Origin of the sequence: Ferrimicrobium sp. (assembly GCF_027319265.1) — a bacterium.
GTDB lineage: Bacteria > Actinomycetota > Acidimicrobiia > Acidimicrobiales > Acidimicrobiaceae > Ferrimicrobium.
The window spans coordinates 1-13,917 of the sequence record NZ_DAHVNP010000021.1 but is presented as its reverse complement, the minus strand read 5'-3'; the positions used below and the strand labels follow the sequence as shown (position 1 = coordinate 13,917).

Sequence of the window (13,917 nt, the reverse complement as noted above, 5' to 3'; positions counted from 1 at the left end):
AAAGTCAAAGACGCCACCGTCAGCGGCGACCAGCCAGTAGCCCTTCCCATCGGGAGTTGCGGCTACACCGACCACTGGAGCGTTGAGGGGGCGCGAACCCGAGAGACCGGTGATGCCGTAGGTGTAGGTGCTGCCGAGGTCGGTCGCTCCATCCTCGGCCGCGGTACCGCCGTCCGCGGAGGCGACGATAATGCCAGAGCTGGCGGTCGACCCCGAGGGTTGGGCGGGCGCAGTACTGTTGCCATCGTTGTTGATCGCAATCGGTCCACTCACGCTAAACCAGTCCGAGTCCAGACCGAGCATGGAGGCAAACTCTGTGCCCGAGACGGTGGAGGATCCGCTGGAACCAACGACCTGGATCGACAAGACCCGACCACCGTCAGTACCCTCACCCGTGCGCTGAAGGACATTCAAACCTTGCACCGTACCCACGTTCGCGAAGGCCTGCTGGAGTGAGGAGAGTCCAACCGTCTGACTCCACGGGTCCCAAGGATCACAGATCGAGGCATAACAGCCGGCATCATAGGGGTCGGGTACCGCTGGGAAGTCACCTCCTGCGGTGTAACCCCCATCGGAGGCGGAGTACTGGGTAAAAGCAGGGGCGCCAGAGGACTGCTTAAGGATTTGGCCTGCGGTGTCTGTCTGTGCCGCATCGATCAGTGCGCGAGCCTGACTGGCCTGCCCGGTATTGAATCCTCCATAGACCTGGCAATAGTCAGAGTCACAGATCTGTGCAAAACTATAGGAGTTCCCTACGGCAAGTGCATAGGTCCGCGCCTCTATCGCCTGTGCCTCAAGCGCCTGGAAACCCCAGGCCTGACCCTGAGGACCAGCACTGCCAAGCGTCCCCCACACCACCGGCATCTCGTTCCCAATGACCCCTCGGACATAGGATTCGAGTCCAAGGGTGTTCGTCAAGACCTGCTGTCCCTGCCCGTTCTCGGTGACGCCGAGCGTACCTCGAACGTACTCAACGGCGCCACTCGACTGACACCACCCGAGCGCTTGGCTCTGGGTCTCGTTGACCATCGAACCTAACGGCTCCAAATTCCCTGGGCTTATCGTCAACGACCCTGTCGTCGACGTCAGTGGAGACCATGAGGTCGGAGCCGAACAACCACTCGATCCCAGCCCTTGGCTCACCGAGATCGTACCACCAGCATCGGATACCTGGATCGGGGTATTCGGAGCTACCGCAATGTTATTGACGACGAGGCCCGAGGCATCTACCACCGTTGCCGGCTGTCCCGTCCCCTGGGTCAGCCAAACGGTGATGAGTCGGTCATAGGTATTGGCCAGCGTAGCACCACCATAGAAGTGCGCGAGGATCTCCTGATAGGTGAGATGACCTTGGCTGGCGTAACCGGCTTCACCAAATTGACTCGCGCCATTACCAGATCCAACCCCATAGCCGGTGAAGGTCAGAGCCCCACTGCTGGCATAACTCGTTGCCGGGAAAAGCACTACCGCCGGCACGATACCGACCAGTGCCCCAGCGGCAAGCATCGCACTCGTTCGCCCTGATGGGAGGAGAAACGCTGATCGCTTCGAATGGAGCCCACGCCGCATCAGTCACACCACGGCGATCTGCTCAACGCAGCTACTGTTCTCATGCCTTCAGTCATCGGAACACCCAGACCCCAACTTGACTCTGCCGACTCGCACCTATGCGCGGGGCCAGCCAACAATTCGTCAACCTCTCCACCATAGCAGCGAACGTGGCCTAAGCACTACTACGGGCGAGATGACCCTCCAAATCAGCGGTGCTCAGTTCGTACCCTTGGCCGGTTGACGCGAGCGCAACTAAGATCGACCGAACAAGGATAACGGGAGGTCTCACGTGGAGGATCTGAGAGAGCGCCTTGAGCGCGAGATGGTCAAGCTGCGCCGTAGCGGCGTCATCCCCCCGTCACTGGAGGCCAGAATGGGTGAGGTGATGAACGAACTCAAACCGCGACTGCGCTTTGACTCGATCAAGGATCGTCTCTTCAACCTTGAGGCGACCTCCTACATCGACACCGCCGTACCAACGAGTTCACAAAAACCTGGAGTGGCCTATCTCAAGCGAACCATCAAGGCGGGTATCGGTTGGTACCTCACCTACCTCACACAACAGGTCAACAACTTCACCTTTGAGACGGTAGGGCTCTTGAACGCCCTTGAGCTTCGCCTCTCAGAACAGGAGGAGCGTCTTGGCCGGATCGCCCCCCACCTCTCACTGGGCCACAGTTTCGGTCAGTTCCCAGCGAATGCCCTCACCCAAGAGACGGTCCTCAACCAACTAGCGCAGTGCTCGTTCGAGCGGCCGATCCTGGTGGCCGCTGCCGACGAGGATCCGCTACTCGCCAAGCTCGCCAGCGAAGTTCCGGACCTCGCCTACGGCCAGATTGAGGACCCGGTACTCGCTGATCGGGCAGCGGCCGAGGGACTCGACGTGAGAAACAGCTCGCTGCTCTGGCACCTCGAACACTGCGGAGAGGATACGCTCGGTGGGGTCGTCCTGCGCGGCGTGGAACTCGAATGCTCACCCGTCTGGTTTAAGCGTGCCGTACTCGCCGAGATAAAACGCGTACTCGCCCCCGGGGCACCTGGGCTCCTCGTCCACCACGAGCCTACGATCCTTGCCACCTCGAGGGAACTCAACGCGATGGCCGCCCTTCGAGGAGCACCGATTACGACACCGGCCTGGGCCGTCCTCGCTCACGAGGCTGGCTTTACCACAACCACGCAGACGATCGACATTGACACCCTCGTCACGAGGCTCGATCGGTGAGCGCCGTCTTTCAACTCATCCCCTCCTTTGCGAGCTACGATGCGATCGGAACCCATACGCGCCATCTCGATGCATTGCTTCGCGACTTCGGTTATGAGACGGCCATCTACGCCGATGAGTTTGACGACTCCCTCGCCGCCTACGCCTCACCTTTTTCCGAGTTACGCCACCGACCACCAAAGGGGGTCTGGTATCTCTATCAGGCCAGCACGAACTCCCGCATCGCTGATTGGCTGCGCGATCGACCAAGGGTCCTCGTGAACTACCACAATGTCACCCCCCACGCCCTGGCCAAACCCTTCGAGCCCGAGATTGCGCGCGTACTCTGGCAGGCACGTCGCGAGATCGGTGGCCTCGCCCAAACGACCCAACGAGCCTTCACGGTCTCCCATTACAACGCGGTCGACCTTTTCGAACTCGGCTTTCTCCATCCCTTGGTGGCGCCTCCGCTCCTTGCGCTCCCCCAACACGGCCAAGCAAGAACGCAGGAACCCGTCCCCACTCCAGCTAACTGGCTCTTTGTTGGTCGTATCTTCCCCAACAAGCATCAACTCTTCCTGATCGAGGCCTTTGCCCTCTATCGTCAACTCTTTGAGCCGGAGGCGACGCTCACCCTGGTCGGATCGACCGCCTCAGCGACCTATCTCGAGGCCATACAGGCAAAGATCGCGGCCCACCACCTTGAGGACTCCGTTCGACTCCTCTCGGGACTGAGCCCATCAGCGCTAGCGTTCGAGTATCAACAAGCCAGCCTCTTTACCAGCGCCTCGCTCCATGAGGGCTTTGGCTTCCCCTTTATCGAGGCCTTTGCCCATCAGATCCCAGTGCTCGCCCTCGCGACCTCTGCCGTATCCGAGACGCTCTCCTCCGCTGGCTGGCTCCTCTCCGAGGAGGACCCTCTCTCCTACGCGGTCGCGGCACACACCCTTGCCCACGACATCGACCTCCGTGACCAACTCATCGAGCGCGGGCTGTCGAGGCTACGCGTCTTTGACCCGGCGACGCTGCGGCTCCAGTACCAACGACTCATCGAGCAACTGGTGGGCGCCCCATGACCATCCACCAGTTTGTCCCGGTGCTCCTCCCTCATGACGCCGTCGGCAACTGCGCCCGGGAACTGCAGCATCGGCTCCTCATCACGGACCCCAACAGCCACATCTATGTGGAGGATGTGCGGCGATCTGATCTCGACCATGCGACTCCCGTCAAGGAGATGCAACTGCGATCAGGGGATGTGCTGATCTATCACTACGCAAACTTCTCCGCGCTCGCACCCTCTCTCCTTGCCCAGGGGCAGACCTTGCTCTATTATCACAACATCACACCTGAGCAGTACTTCACCGCATGGGACCCCGACACCGCCATCGCACAGCGGCGTGCACGACAGCAACTAGAGCGCCTCGTCCATCAGGCAATGGGCTGTCTCTCGGTGTCAGCCTTTAATGCCGCAGAGCTCAGACACTACGGAGCGGAGGCGGTTGCAACCGTGGGTCTCTTCGCCCATTACGATGACCTCAAAAATGAGGAGCCAACCGACCGCCTCGGTCGACTCCTTCGCAGCTGGGAACACCGCGGCTCCCCAGAGGACTGGCTTTTTGTCGGTCGATTGGTACCCAACAAGGCCCAGGAGGACCTGCTCGGCTCCTTTGCCCTCTATCGAGAACTCACCGGCCAGGACAGCTCTCTCACCCTCGTTGGGCGTCCGTTTCACCCGGACTACCTCCTCGGTCTCCGGCAACGAGCGATCGACCTTCGTATCGGTCATCGGGTGCACTTCCTCACCGGTGGCCTACGTGCTCGCTCCCTCGGGGATCAATACCGCGCCGCTCGCATCTTCGTCTCCGCCTCACTCCACGAGGGTTTTGGTGCACCCCTTCTGGAGGCGATGTCACTCGGCCTGCCCGTGGTCGCCGTCGACTCATCAGCCGTTCCAGAGACCGTTGGCGATGCCGGTTTCATCGTGCCTCCCCATGATCCGCTCGCAACGGCGACGGCCGCCAAACTCGCTGGCGAGGAACCCCTCCGTAGTGAGCTTCTCGATCGCGGCGCGCAACGAGTCAAACGCTTTGACAACGACGCCGTCTGGGCCCGGATGAAGGTGGCGCTCCGCGAACTCACCGGCATCGAGGTAGCCTGATGCATCTCGTCTTTGTCACCCCACGCTATGGCCACGACATCGTCGGCGGCGCCGAGATGGCAGTGCGCTCCTATGCAACCCGGATCGCTGGCCGTGGCCACCGCGTCGAGGTGATCACCTCGACCGCGACGACCTTAGCCTGGGACGATACGCTGCCTGCCGAAACGGTCGTCGAGGATGGGGTCATTGTCCACCGCCTTCGGCCACGCCAACCTCGCCTCACCAACTTCTCCGCCATCTACGCCAAAGTACTCGCCACCGGACGACTCCCTCACGCCGTCAGCGCTGACCAGTTCTTGCAGGACCAAGGCCCGCTCCTCGATGGGTTCGAGGCACTCCTTGATCGACTCGACCCTGATCGGGTGATCAGCTATCCCCTCCTCTACTGGCCGAATCTCCAGGCTCTGCGTTGGAAGCCCTCCCGATCCGTCCTCCACCCTGCCGCTCACCCAGAGCCAATGCTCTCAAGTGCAATCTACTCCGAACTCGTACCTCGCGCACGTCGTATTGTCTTCCAAACCCGCTCTGAACAAGAGCTCCTCAATCGACTCTTTTTGATTGGTGCCTCTCGCCAGCTCGTGCTACCCCTGGGACTCGATGAACCGACCCCCGACACCGATCCGTCCCAGTCGCTGCCCGAAACGCCCTATCTTCTCGCGCTTGGGCGCGTACAGGCCGACAAAGGCAGCAGACTACTCACTGAGCTCTATCGCCAGACACAGCCCACATTGCGACTCATCATGGCCGGCCCTCTGCTTGAGCCCTTGCAGCCTGCACCCAACGTCGAGACTCTCGGCGTCGTCTCGAAGGCCCACCGTGACACCTTGCTGGCCAACGCCTCCGCCGTCGTCATCGCCTCACGCTATGAGTCCTTCTCCCTCGTCGCCATCGAGGCGATGGGGGCGGGCATCCCCCTCATCGTCAACGGCCATAACCCGGTTCTTCTCGAGCAGATCGCACATTCAGGTGGCGGGATTGCCTTTCACACGGCATCTGAACTGCTAAGCGCTATCGAGCTCATTGCGACCGATAGAACCCTCGCACAAACGCTCGGCCAACAGGGACGGAGCTATGCCACCACGCATCTGTCCTGGGAACCGATCATCGACCGCTATCTTGCCTTCCTCAGTTAGCTTGTGCCACAAGCTGGTACGTCACCAGAAGCGCGCGCCTTGAGCGCTGCCGATCGACCAGTGTCACCAACTGCAAGCGCTCAGCAGTACAACGACTACCAGTGCCCAACTGTCCAGCTCGGCTAAAGGAAGTGCCGGCTTGAGACCTCATTGACGAAGACGTTCGCCTCGGCCGCGATGAGTCCTCCAACGCCTTTTTGACCACCGACGATCATGAGGCCGTTATCCCAGCGACGACTCTCTATCATCATCCCACTCTGGGGGTGATAGAGGTTCACCTGGATCGAATAGGAACCCACCGCAAGCGGTAGGGAGCTGAACTGCACCACGGCCTCCACCGTGCCACGGACGATCACCGGCTCCATCTCCATCTCCCGGGTATGGGCCCGGATCAGGGCCACACCAGCAGGACTATAGAAGAGCACCTCGATATGACAGGAACCCGCGAGCGATGCGACGTCTTCGATCACGATCGCCAGCTCCACCTGGCTCATCGCCGCTAGCTCAACACCCCGGTCGGCATCGACACCGTTGATCATCATAGAGCTGAGATGGATGTCGCGGCTGATAGCCGCCTCGAGACGGTGATCTTCGGTGCTTGGATCATGGTTCAAGCCAGAACCTGAGAGCTGGAACTTCTGGAGTAGCGCGACCGCCTCGGCCGTCGGACCCTGACCGACGAGCCGGCCGTGATCGAGGACGAAAGCGGTGGAACAGACCGCACGAACGAGGTCCGGCGAGTGCGACACGAAGATGATCGTCCGACCCTCCTCCTGGAACTCACGAATCTTGGCCAAACACTTGAGCTGGAAATTGGCGTCACCCACCGCCAGCACCTCATCGACGAGGAGAATATCGGGATCCATATTCACCGCCACAGCAAAACCAAGGCGTGCGTACATCCCCGAGGAGTAGAACTTGACCTGGTTTTCGATGAAGCCGCCCAACTCCGAGAACTCGACGATCGCATCAAAGCGTGCATCAACCTCTTTACGAGACAGGCCCATGAGCGCGGCATTGAGATAGATGTTCGCCCGTCCAGAGAGATCCGGATGAAATCCAGCCCCAAGCTCCAACATCGCCGCAATACGACCACGAATCCGAATCTCGCCCGCCGAGGGTGTCAAGATGCCTGCGATGCACTTGAGCAATGTTGACTTGCCAGAACCGTTGTGACCGAGCAAGCCAAGGGTTACCCCCTGTTCAACCTCAAAGCTGATGTCCGAGAGCGCTGGAAAGACCTCGTGGGGCACCTTGCCCAAATGAATAGCCTTCTCTTTGAGAGAGGTGTACTTCTCCTGAAAGAGTCGGAAGGTCTTCGAGACCGACACTACTTCGACTGCAGTTGACACTACAACTCCTCTGCAAAGTTCCCTTCCAGGCGACCGAAAATATAGACAGAGACCAGGAAGAAGATAAAACTCAGAACGACGATGGTCCCAAGGACCGCCAAGTACCACATGGGGCCATAGCTAGGAAGAATATGGACAATCGACCCATTGGTGCCAAGCGGGTTCGCTTTCACATAGAAGGCACGCTGAAAAGTCAGTGCTACCGGTGTCGTCGGATTAGCTAGATAAAGCCAGGTCAAACCGTGTGCCTTCAACTGCTTGGAGAGCTCCATAAACGGATACACCACCGGTGTCGCCCAGAACCAAGCCTGAAGCAAAATCTCCATGAGGTGCTGCATGTCCCGCAGGTAGACATTGATCCCCGACAGCAACACCGCCAACGCCGAGGCGAACATCAACAAAGCAAGCAGCGCAATGGGCACGAGCCACACGAAATGCGGACTCGGCGCAACCCGAAAGACGATAAGAAAGATCGCCAACACCACCGTCTGGAAGAGAAAAAAGACAAAGGCAGAGCCGACCGAGGCGAGTGCCAGGATCTCCCTAGGGAACGAGACCTTTTTCACCAACCCACTATTGTTCACGACCGAACCCGTTGCACCGAGGACGCCAGACTGGAACAGGTTCCAGGCCAAGAGCCCCGTGGCCAGGTAGATCGCAAACAACGGGATGCCGTTCTTCAGGATCTTTTGGAACACGATGTAATAGATCAGGATGAACATCGCTGGATTCAGGAGACTCCAGATAAATCCCAGCGCCGAGTCCTTGTACTTGACCTTGATCTCCTTGGCGACGAGGTCCTTTAACAGATCGCGATATCTCCAGATATTAGCGATCCGCTGCGGGACCGTCATCGAAGGACGAACAAGATGAATCGGCAGCTCCCGATCTCGCTGATAACCCGAGGGTTCAGGCACCGGTCCGGAGTGGTCGGTCTTCACTAGGAGTCGGACCCGCTCGCAGGGGGGCCGTAGGAGTTCGTTCGGATCACCTGATCGATAAAGCCATACTCCTGCGCCTCATCGGCGGTGAACCAACGGTCGCGCTCGGAGTCAGCCTGGATCTTCTCCACTGGCTGGCCAGTGTGGAAGGAGATACGTTCCGCAAGCTGGCGCTTGAGATACATGATCTGCTCCGCCTGGATAGCGATATCGGCTGCTTGGCCCTGCATCTGCGCCAACGGCTGATGCATCAGGATACGCGCGTGCGGCAAGGCGAATCGCTTGCCATGGGCCCCTGCACAAAGCAAGAACTGACCCATCGAAGCAGCCATACCAATCGTGATCGTCGAGACATCACAGCTCACATACTGCATGGTGTCGTAGATGGCGAGGCCATCATAGATCGAGCCGCCGGGAGAGTTAATGATAAAAGAGATATCTCTCTCCGCATCCTCAGCAGCAAGAAGCAGGAGTTGGGCACAGATCGCGTTGGCCGTGAGCTGATTGACCTCCGCACCCAAGAAGACAATGCGCTCCTTTAAGAGCTGCTGATAGACGTCGCCACCCCGATCGGCGTTAGCAGCATCCTTCAAGTCAGCGATAGAACCGGCAGTGAGGTCAGTATGATCCATGGGATCTAGGTTAATCGGACGAGCGACTGGCAAAGTTCACTCGCACAAGGTAACCCAGCTCATCTTGTCCACATCCGATGGAACCGATCCCACCTTTCATCCGCTAGGATCACCACCGAAGCGGGCGTGGCGAAATTGGCAGACGCGCAAGGTTTAGGTCCTTGTGTCGAGAGACGTGGGAGTTCGAGTCTCCCCGCCCGCACCAGCCGATGAGCCCGGCCGAACCAGCAAAGATGACCGACCGGCATCACCTACGTTCCGGAGTGGTCTGATCCGAGATCAGAGAGGCCCGCAAGACGTTGTACCAGTGCCGCCAAAGCTCGACCTCGGTGTGAGATGCGTCCTTTTTCCTCCCGGGTCATCTCTGCAAAGGACCGGCCATCACCCTCATCGGGGAGAAAGATCGGATCGTACCCAAAGCCATGCCCACCACTTGGTGTGTGCGCAATGGTGCCTTGGACCTCGCCACGAAAGAGTTCCGTCGCTGCTCCTCGTCGAGCCATCGCAATCACGGTCACGAAACGCGCCTCCCGGTCCTCAATTCCTTGCAGCTCATGTAAGAGTCGCTCAATCCGCTCAGCATCAGAATCCCCATAGCGCTTCGAATAGACTCCCGGGGCCATCCCGAGAGCCTCAACCTCGAGTCCAGAGTCCTCGCCGAGGGCGAATGCGCAATCGCTGAGCCCAGCAATTGCCTTGAGCGCAGCATTCTCCTCGAAGGTCGAACCCGTCTCTTCCACCTCTCCTCGATCGAGGCGCACGACTGCATATCCCGTTGGCAACAGATCGGCGAGCTCCGCTAACTTGTTGTCGTTACTGGTGACTAAGCCAAGTTTGATGACACTCATCGCGTCCTCATGAGCGTGCGTCATAGGCGGCGAGTGCCTCGTCGCCCAACGCGATCAGCTCCATGATCCCTGACTCAGCGAGCTTAAGGAGGTCAACCAGATGCGTCTTCGAAAACGTCGCCCCTTCAGCGGTGCCCTGTATCTCGACATACTCACCCTCACGGTTCATGACCACATTCATATCGACCTCGGCGGAGGAGTCCTCGCGATAGTCAAGATCCAGCACCGGCTGACCATCTACCATACCAACGGAGATCGCAGCAAGTGCACTCAAAAGGACCCCCGCTCGCACCCGTTCTGCTTGCTCCAAGCGCTTAAGCGCCAGCCGAAGCGCCAGCGAGGCACCGGTGATCGAAGCAGTACGGGTACCACCGTCGGCCTGGATCACATCACAGTCCACCACCAGTTCAATCTCGCCTAACCTGCGCAGATCGATTGAAGACCGCAGCGAACGTCCAATGAGTCGCTGTATCTCGACCGTCCTGCCACCCTGCTTCCCCTTGACGGCCTCCCGTGGAGTACGCTCGCGTGTCGCTGCTGGCAACATCGCATACTCAGCGGTGAGCCATCCGGAACCCTTGCCACGGAGCCAGGGGGGGACACGATCCTCCGCCGAGACGCTACAGATCACCTTGGTCTTGCCTACCTCGATCAGACACGAGGCCAGTGCCATCTCGGTGTAGTCCAGCGTGATGGCAACCGCTCGAAGGTCAGATGGATCTCGTTGATCATGACGCTTGGCCACTCGTACACTCCTTTTCACTCTCGGGTCGCCCATGACCCGAGCTTGTATGTTCTTGTCTATTGGTCACGAGCGTCCGTGCCGATACGAAGGCGATATCCTCTGGGGCTTGATCTTCTGGGGCTTGATCCCCCTGCAGGAGATCCTGAGGCAGTGCGTCCACATGCACATGTTCGACTGCCCCAAGATCGCCTGTAAAGAGTCGTCTCCCAACCTCCTGGAAATCGACGACCGATCCCGTGCACAAGAACGTTACCGGTTCCACAACCCCTGGCCGGCCCTTGACCTGGCCTGCCCGTGTCAACAACTCTCGAACCTCAAAAGCGGTCTCCTCGCCACTTGAGATCAGCATGACCCCTTCGCCAAGCACAGCTCGGAACTGAGCGGCGAGGTAGGGATAATGGGTACAGGCAAGGAGCAATGTGTCGACTCCAGCTCTCCTCAGCGGTCGCATAAGGGTGCGCATACGATCGAGGAGCGCCGGGTCATCGATGGCACCCGCCTCAACATACTCGACAAGCCCAGGACAGGCGATCGCCGTGACCGCCTGATGCGCCAAGCGACGCTGATAGACCCCAGAAGCAATAGTCGCAGCGGTCCCGACGACTCCGACGCGAGAGTTCTCTGTCGCCTGGGTCATGGCTCGAACCGCTGCGTCGATCACACCAACGACGGGGACATCGCTTGTCGCCTTGAGTGCTTCGAGGGCAATCGCCGACGCCGTGTTGCAGGCGACGACAACCAACTTGAGCCGATAGCGAGCTCGCAGATACGCAAAGATCTCTAAGGAAAACTGAAGAACTTCAGCGGGTGCTCGATCCCCGTACGGCGATCGCTTGGAGTCCCCCAGATAAACAAAGTGCTCCCCAGGAAGCAGATCGCGTAGTGCCTCGAGAATATTAAGCCCACCGAAACCGGAGTCAAAAACTGCGATGACCTCTCTTTGATCAAGAGGTGGATCACCTGCGCACTCAGCATCGGCCTGACTCAGAACCGGTCGCTCACCCATACGAACCCCATGCACCCAAGCGCCTGGGAAGAACGCAGTCGCTTGGAATCGATCCGAGTCCGTCGTAGCCCAAAATACCGAGCTGCTGGCGAAGCTGGCTCCGGAACTCGATCAGATACTCGACCGCCCCGAGCACGCCTCCCAGTGCATAGGCAGCCATCGCCACACGGCCAAGCGCAACCACCCGCGCCCCTAGCGCCAGCGCGCAGAGGGCATCGGTTGGGTGGGCGATCCCACCATCGACCACAAAGTCATGCTCACGAGCTCGGGGGGCGAAGAGGGCCAGTGCCTCAGCCGTCGTTGGAAGCAGATCACTCTGTCGCCCACCATGATTGGAGACCCAAGGGGTCACCACTGGCATCGGCAAGAGCCCCTGGATCGCATCGAGATCAGCGAGCGAAAGCACCCCCTTGATGATGGGATCGATTCCATGACCCTGGCACTCGTCGAAGAAGCGGGTAAGATCGAGATCGTGCACCTGATCGATCGCCTCGGAGGTGAAACCATTCCCAAAGGCAGGACCATCCTGATCATCGGAGGCAAGCACCTCTCGTAGCCGCACAATCGGGGAAAAGTCATGTATCTGATCGCGGTGTCGTGCGCCGAGGTAGGGGGTATCGATGGTGAGAGCCGCTGCCCGAACCCCTACCTCCGCACCGGTGGCGAGGAGTTGACGCGCAAAGGCGGGATCCTGCGTCTGGTAGACCTGAAGCCATAGTTCACCATACCGTTGGTCACCAAACCCAGCGAGAAGCTCCCGATGGGCTGGGCCGAGCCCTTCGATCTCATCACCCTCAATACGTCGCCCGAGGTCAAACGCCTCCGCAATCGCCTCAAGTCGGCGACTAGATCGGGTGGAGATCGTGTAGCCAAATCCTGCCACTCCGGCTGCAAAAGCCAAACCAGGCTCGCCTGCTGGGTTCAGCAAGGACTGAAAGGCGACTGGCGCGATCGTCAGTGGAGTATCGAGTGTTCGACCGCGAAAGACAACGGCATCATCTACGCTCACCGGTCGCTGCAGATAGGTAGGCGTGAGCGAAAACTGCTGCCACGCCCCATAGTTCATCCTCAACAGATATTGTCGGTCGGCCGCACCAAAGAAGTAGTCAGCCGTCGGTTCATCGAGGCTTCGGGCCGCCTCAGCAAGCAGATCACGCGCGAGCCAAGGCACCGTCACGATTGACAACCGGACGTCAGCGTCATCGCCTCTCCGATCACGACCTCGGTCACCTCAGCCCTATCGATCGTGAAACAGCGCAGCTCTGCGAGTGGACGCGTGAGGGAGACCACAATATACCACCACGACGGGTCAGGAGCCTGCGCGACGTCCGTGGGGGACGGAAAGGCCTCGGAGTTGGTGTGCGAGTGATAGACACCAACGACTCGCAACCCTTGGGCAGTCGCGGACTCGCGAGCACGAACAACATCCTGGGGATCCGCCACAAAAACTCGGGCAGAGCGAGCCTCGTTCCGAGCCGGAAAGGCCCGTACCACCCTATGCTCATCGCCAATCAAGAGTCCACATGCCTCGAGCGGGTACTCCTGGATGCAATGCGCTAGGATGATGTCTCGGGTTACGGTTTGCATCTCCACCATCGTGACCAGCGTACCAACCGGAACCCATCCATCCTTAGATTGTGACTGATAATGCCTCGGAGCACGAAAAAAAAGAAGACGCCAGATGCCGCCAGCTTTGGCAACAGGGTCGTGGCCCAGAACCGCCGTGCCCGCCACGACTACGAGATTCTTGAGTCATTTGAGGCTGGAATCGAACTGGTAGGAGGCGAGGTCAAATCGCTTCGAGCAGGCCGTGTACAACTGCGCGACTCCTACGCCCGCATCGAGGGCGGCGAGGTTCTCCTACTCAAGATGAACATCGCCAGCTATGCCCAAGCAACTGGTTTTGGCGCCTTCAGCCCGGAACGCACTCGACGCCTCCTCCTCCATCGCTTTGAGATCGACCGACTCACCGGCAAGCTCGAGCAGGACCGGCTGGCGCTGATTCCCCTGTCGGTCTACTTCAAAAATGGTCTCGCCAAGGTCGAACTCGCCCTCGCCCGTGGACGCACCACGTACGATAAACGCCATGTGCTCCAGGAGCGCGACGCCGCCATGGAGATGAAGAGGCTCCACGCCACGTACCGCTGAGGACTGTATTCGCATCCCTCCCCACAACCGACTAGGATAGATGGCTGAAAGGGGGTGTACCGGATTCGACTTTGGACGACTTTGTGAGAGAAGCGAGCAGTGCTCTCCGGAGGCACTTTAAAAAGCCGGAAAACAAAATAAATGCCGAACCTTCGTTCGCACTCGCCGCTTAAAACCCGGTGACGTCCCCTCAGGTGGTCGC

The 13,917-nt window shown here is 59.4% G+C and carries 14 protein-coding genes and 1 tRNA gene; 6 read left to right on the top strand and 9 right to left on the bottom strand.

Features of this window, described 5'->3' with window-relative positions; genetic code table 11:
- Nucleotides 1-1,569 (bottom strand): SpoIID/LytB domain-containing protein (locus M7439_RS02240; protein WP_298349446.1); only part of this gene is annotated, 1,569 nt, incomplete at its 3' end.
- Nucleotides 1,570-1,840: 271 nt separating this feature from the next.
- Between M7439_RS02240 and M7439_RS02235 the strand changes: the two genes are divergently transcribed.
- From M7439_RS02235 to M7439_RS02220, 4 genes are read left to right on the top strand one after another with little or no spacing between them, the layout of a single operon-like run.
- Nucleotides 1,841-2,773, top strand: a complete 933-nt coding sequence (locus tag M7439_RS02235; RefSeq protein WP_298347597.1) for a hypothetical protein — start codon at nt 1,841-1,843, stop codon at nt 2,771-2,773.
- The gene (locus tag M7439_RS02230; protein WP_298347599.1) at nt 2,770-3,828 is read left to right on the top strand and encodes a glycosyltransferase; all 1,059 of its coding nucleotides are present in this window, start codon (nt 2,770-2,772) and stop codon (nt 3,826-3,828) included. The genes M7439_RS02235 and M7439_RS02230 overlap by 4 nt, the downstream gene beginning before the upstream one ends.
- Entirely contained in the window at nt 3,825-4,910 is a 1,086-nt protein-coding gene (locus M7439_RS02225) for a glycosyltransferase (RefSeq protein WP_298347601.1), read from the top strand. Before M7439_RS02230 ends, M7439_RS02225 begins: the two co-directional genes overlap by 4 nt.
- Complete coding sequence (locus M7439_RS02220) at nt 4,910-6,043, top strand: glycosyltransferase family 4 protein (RefSeq protein WP_298347603.1); 1,134 nt, start codon at nt 4,910-4,912, stop codon at nt 6,041-6,043. Before M7439_RS02225 ends, M7439_RS02220 begins: the two co-directional genes overlap by 1 nt.
- Before the next feature lie 122 nt (nt 6,044-6,165).
- Here the strand turns inward: M7439_RS02220 and M7439_RS02215 are convergent, their stop codons facing one another.
- Genes M7439_RS02215 through M7439_RS02205 form a run of 3 tightly spaced genes read right to left on the bottom strand, consistent with a single transcriptional unit; the run spans nt 6,166 to nt 8,968 of the window.
- Nucleotides 6,166-7,395: an ABC transporter ATP-binding protein gene (locus M7439_RS02215; protein ID WP_298339320.1), complete on the bottom strand. Its 1,230-nt coding sequence runs from the start codon at nt 7,393-7,395 to the stop codon at nt 6,166-6,168.
- Nucleotides 7,395-8,336 carry an ABC transporter permease gene (locus M7439_RS02210; RefSeq protein WP_298347605.1) on the bottom strand — a complete coding sequence of 314 codons (942 nt, stop codon included), beginning with the start codon at nt 8,334-8,336 and terminating at the stop codon, nt 7,395-7,397. The genes M7439_RS02215 and M7439_RS02210 overlap by 1 nt, the downstream gene beginning before the upstream one ends.
- Complete coding sequence (locus M7439_RS02205; protein ID WP_298347607.1) at nt 8,336-8,968, bottom strand: ATP-dependent Clp protease proteolytic subunit; 633 nt, start codon at nt 8,966-8,968, stop codon at nt 8,336-8,338. The genes M7439_RS02210 and M7439_RS02205 overlap by 1 nt, the downstream gene beginning before the upstream one ends.
- A 120-nt stretch (nt 8,969-9,088) precedes the next feature.
- Here M7439_RS02205 and M7439_RS02200 point away from each other — a divergent pair.
- Nucleotides 9,089-9,173: transfer RNA gene (locus M7439_RS02200), tRNA-Leu, on the top strand.
- Between the two features lie 46 nt (nt 9,174-9,219).
- On the opposite strand, the gene rdgB is transcribed toward M7439_RS02200, so the two are convergent.
- The 5 genes from rdgB to M7439_RS02175 are packed head-to-tail and all read right to left on the bottom strand — an operon-like array spanning nt 9,220 to nt 13,154.
- A complete protein-coding gene (gene rdgB / locus M7439_RS02195) occupies nt 9,220-9,816 on the bottom strand; it encodes an RdgB/HAM1 family non-canonical purine NTP pyrophosphatase (protein ID WP_298347609.1) in 597 nt (198 codons plus the stop codon).
- Nucleotides 9,817-9,823: 7 nt separating this feature from the next.
- Nucleotides 9,824-10,561 carry a ribonuclease PH gene (gene rph, locus M7439_RS02190; protein ID WP_298347611.1) on the bottom strand — a complete coding sequence of 246 codons (738 nt, stop codon included), beginning with the start codon at nt 10,559-10,561 and terminating at the stop codon, nt 9,824-9,826.
- Nucleotides 10,545-11,567, bottom strand: coding sequence for a glutamate racemase (gene murI, locus M7439_RS02185; protein WP_298347614.1), 1,023 nt, complete (start codon nt 11,565-11,567; stop codon nt 10,545-10,547). Before murI ends, rph begins: the two co-directional genes overlap by 17 nt.
- Nucleotides 11,560-12,744 (bottom strand): alpha-hydroxy acid oxidase, encoded by a 1,185-nt coding sequence (locus M7439_RS02180; RefSeq protein ID WP_298347618.1) that lies wholly within the window; start codon nt 12,742-12,744, stop codon nt 11,560-11,562. The genes murI and M7439_RS02180 overlap by 8 nt, the downstream gene beginning before the upstream one ends.
- Nucleotides 12,741-13,154, bottom strand: coding sequence for a M67 family metallopeptidase (locus tag M7439_RS02175; RefSeq protein ID WP_298347616.1), 414 nt, complete (start codon nt 13,152-13,154; stop codon nt 12,741-12,743). Before M7439_RS02175 ends, M7439_RS02180 begins: the two co-directional genes overlap by 4 nt.
- A 60-nt stretch (nt 13,155-13,214) precedes the next feature.
- Between M7439_RS02175 and smpB the strand changes: the two genes are divergently transcribed.
- Nucleotides 13,215-13,715, top strand: coding sequence for an SsrA-binding protein SmpB (gene smpB, locus M7439_RS02170; protein WP_298339299.1), 501 nt, complete (start codon nt 13,215-13,217; stop codon nt 13,713-13,715).
- The last annotated feature ends 202 nt before the right edge of the window (nt 13,716-13,917 follow it).

Bases quoted from the DNA above. Each gene is read 5' to 3' on its own strand.
- M7439_RS02225 (WP_298347601.1), top strand. From the start codon at position 3,825: ATGACCATCCACCAGTTTGTCCCGGTGCTCCTCCCTCATGACGCCGTC.
- M7439_RS02220 (WP_298347603.1), top strand. From the start codon at position 4,910: ATGCATCTCGTCTTTGTCACCCCACGCTATGGCCACGACATCGTCGGC.
- M7439_RS02205 (WP_298347607.1), bottom strand. From the start codon at position 8,968: ATGGATCATACTGACCTCACTGCCGGTTCTATCGCTGACTTGAAGGAT.
- rdgB (WP_298347609.1), bottom strand. From the start codon at position 9,816: ATGAGTGTCATCAAACTTGGCTTAGTCACCAGTAACGACAACAAGTTA.
- murI (WP_298347614.1), bottom strand. From the start codon at position 11,567: ATGGGTGAGCGACCGGTTCTGAGTCAGGCCGATGCTGAGTGCGCAGGT.
- M7439_RS02175 (WP_298347616.1), bottom strand. From the start codon at position 13,154: ATGCAAACCGTAACCCGAGACATCATCCTAGCGCATTGCATCCAGGAG.
- smpB (WP_298339299.1), top strand. From the start codon at position 13,215: ATGCCTCGGAGCACGAAAAAAAAGAAGACGCCAGATGCCGCCAGCTTT.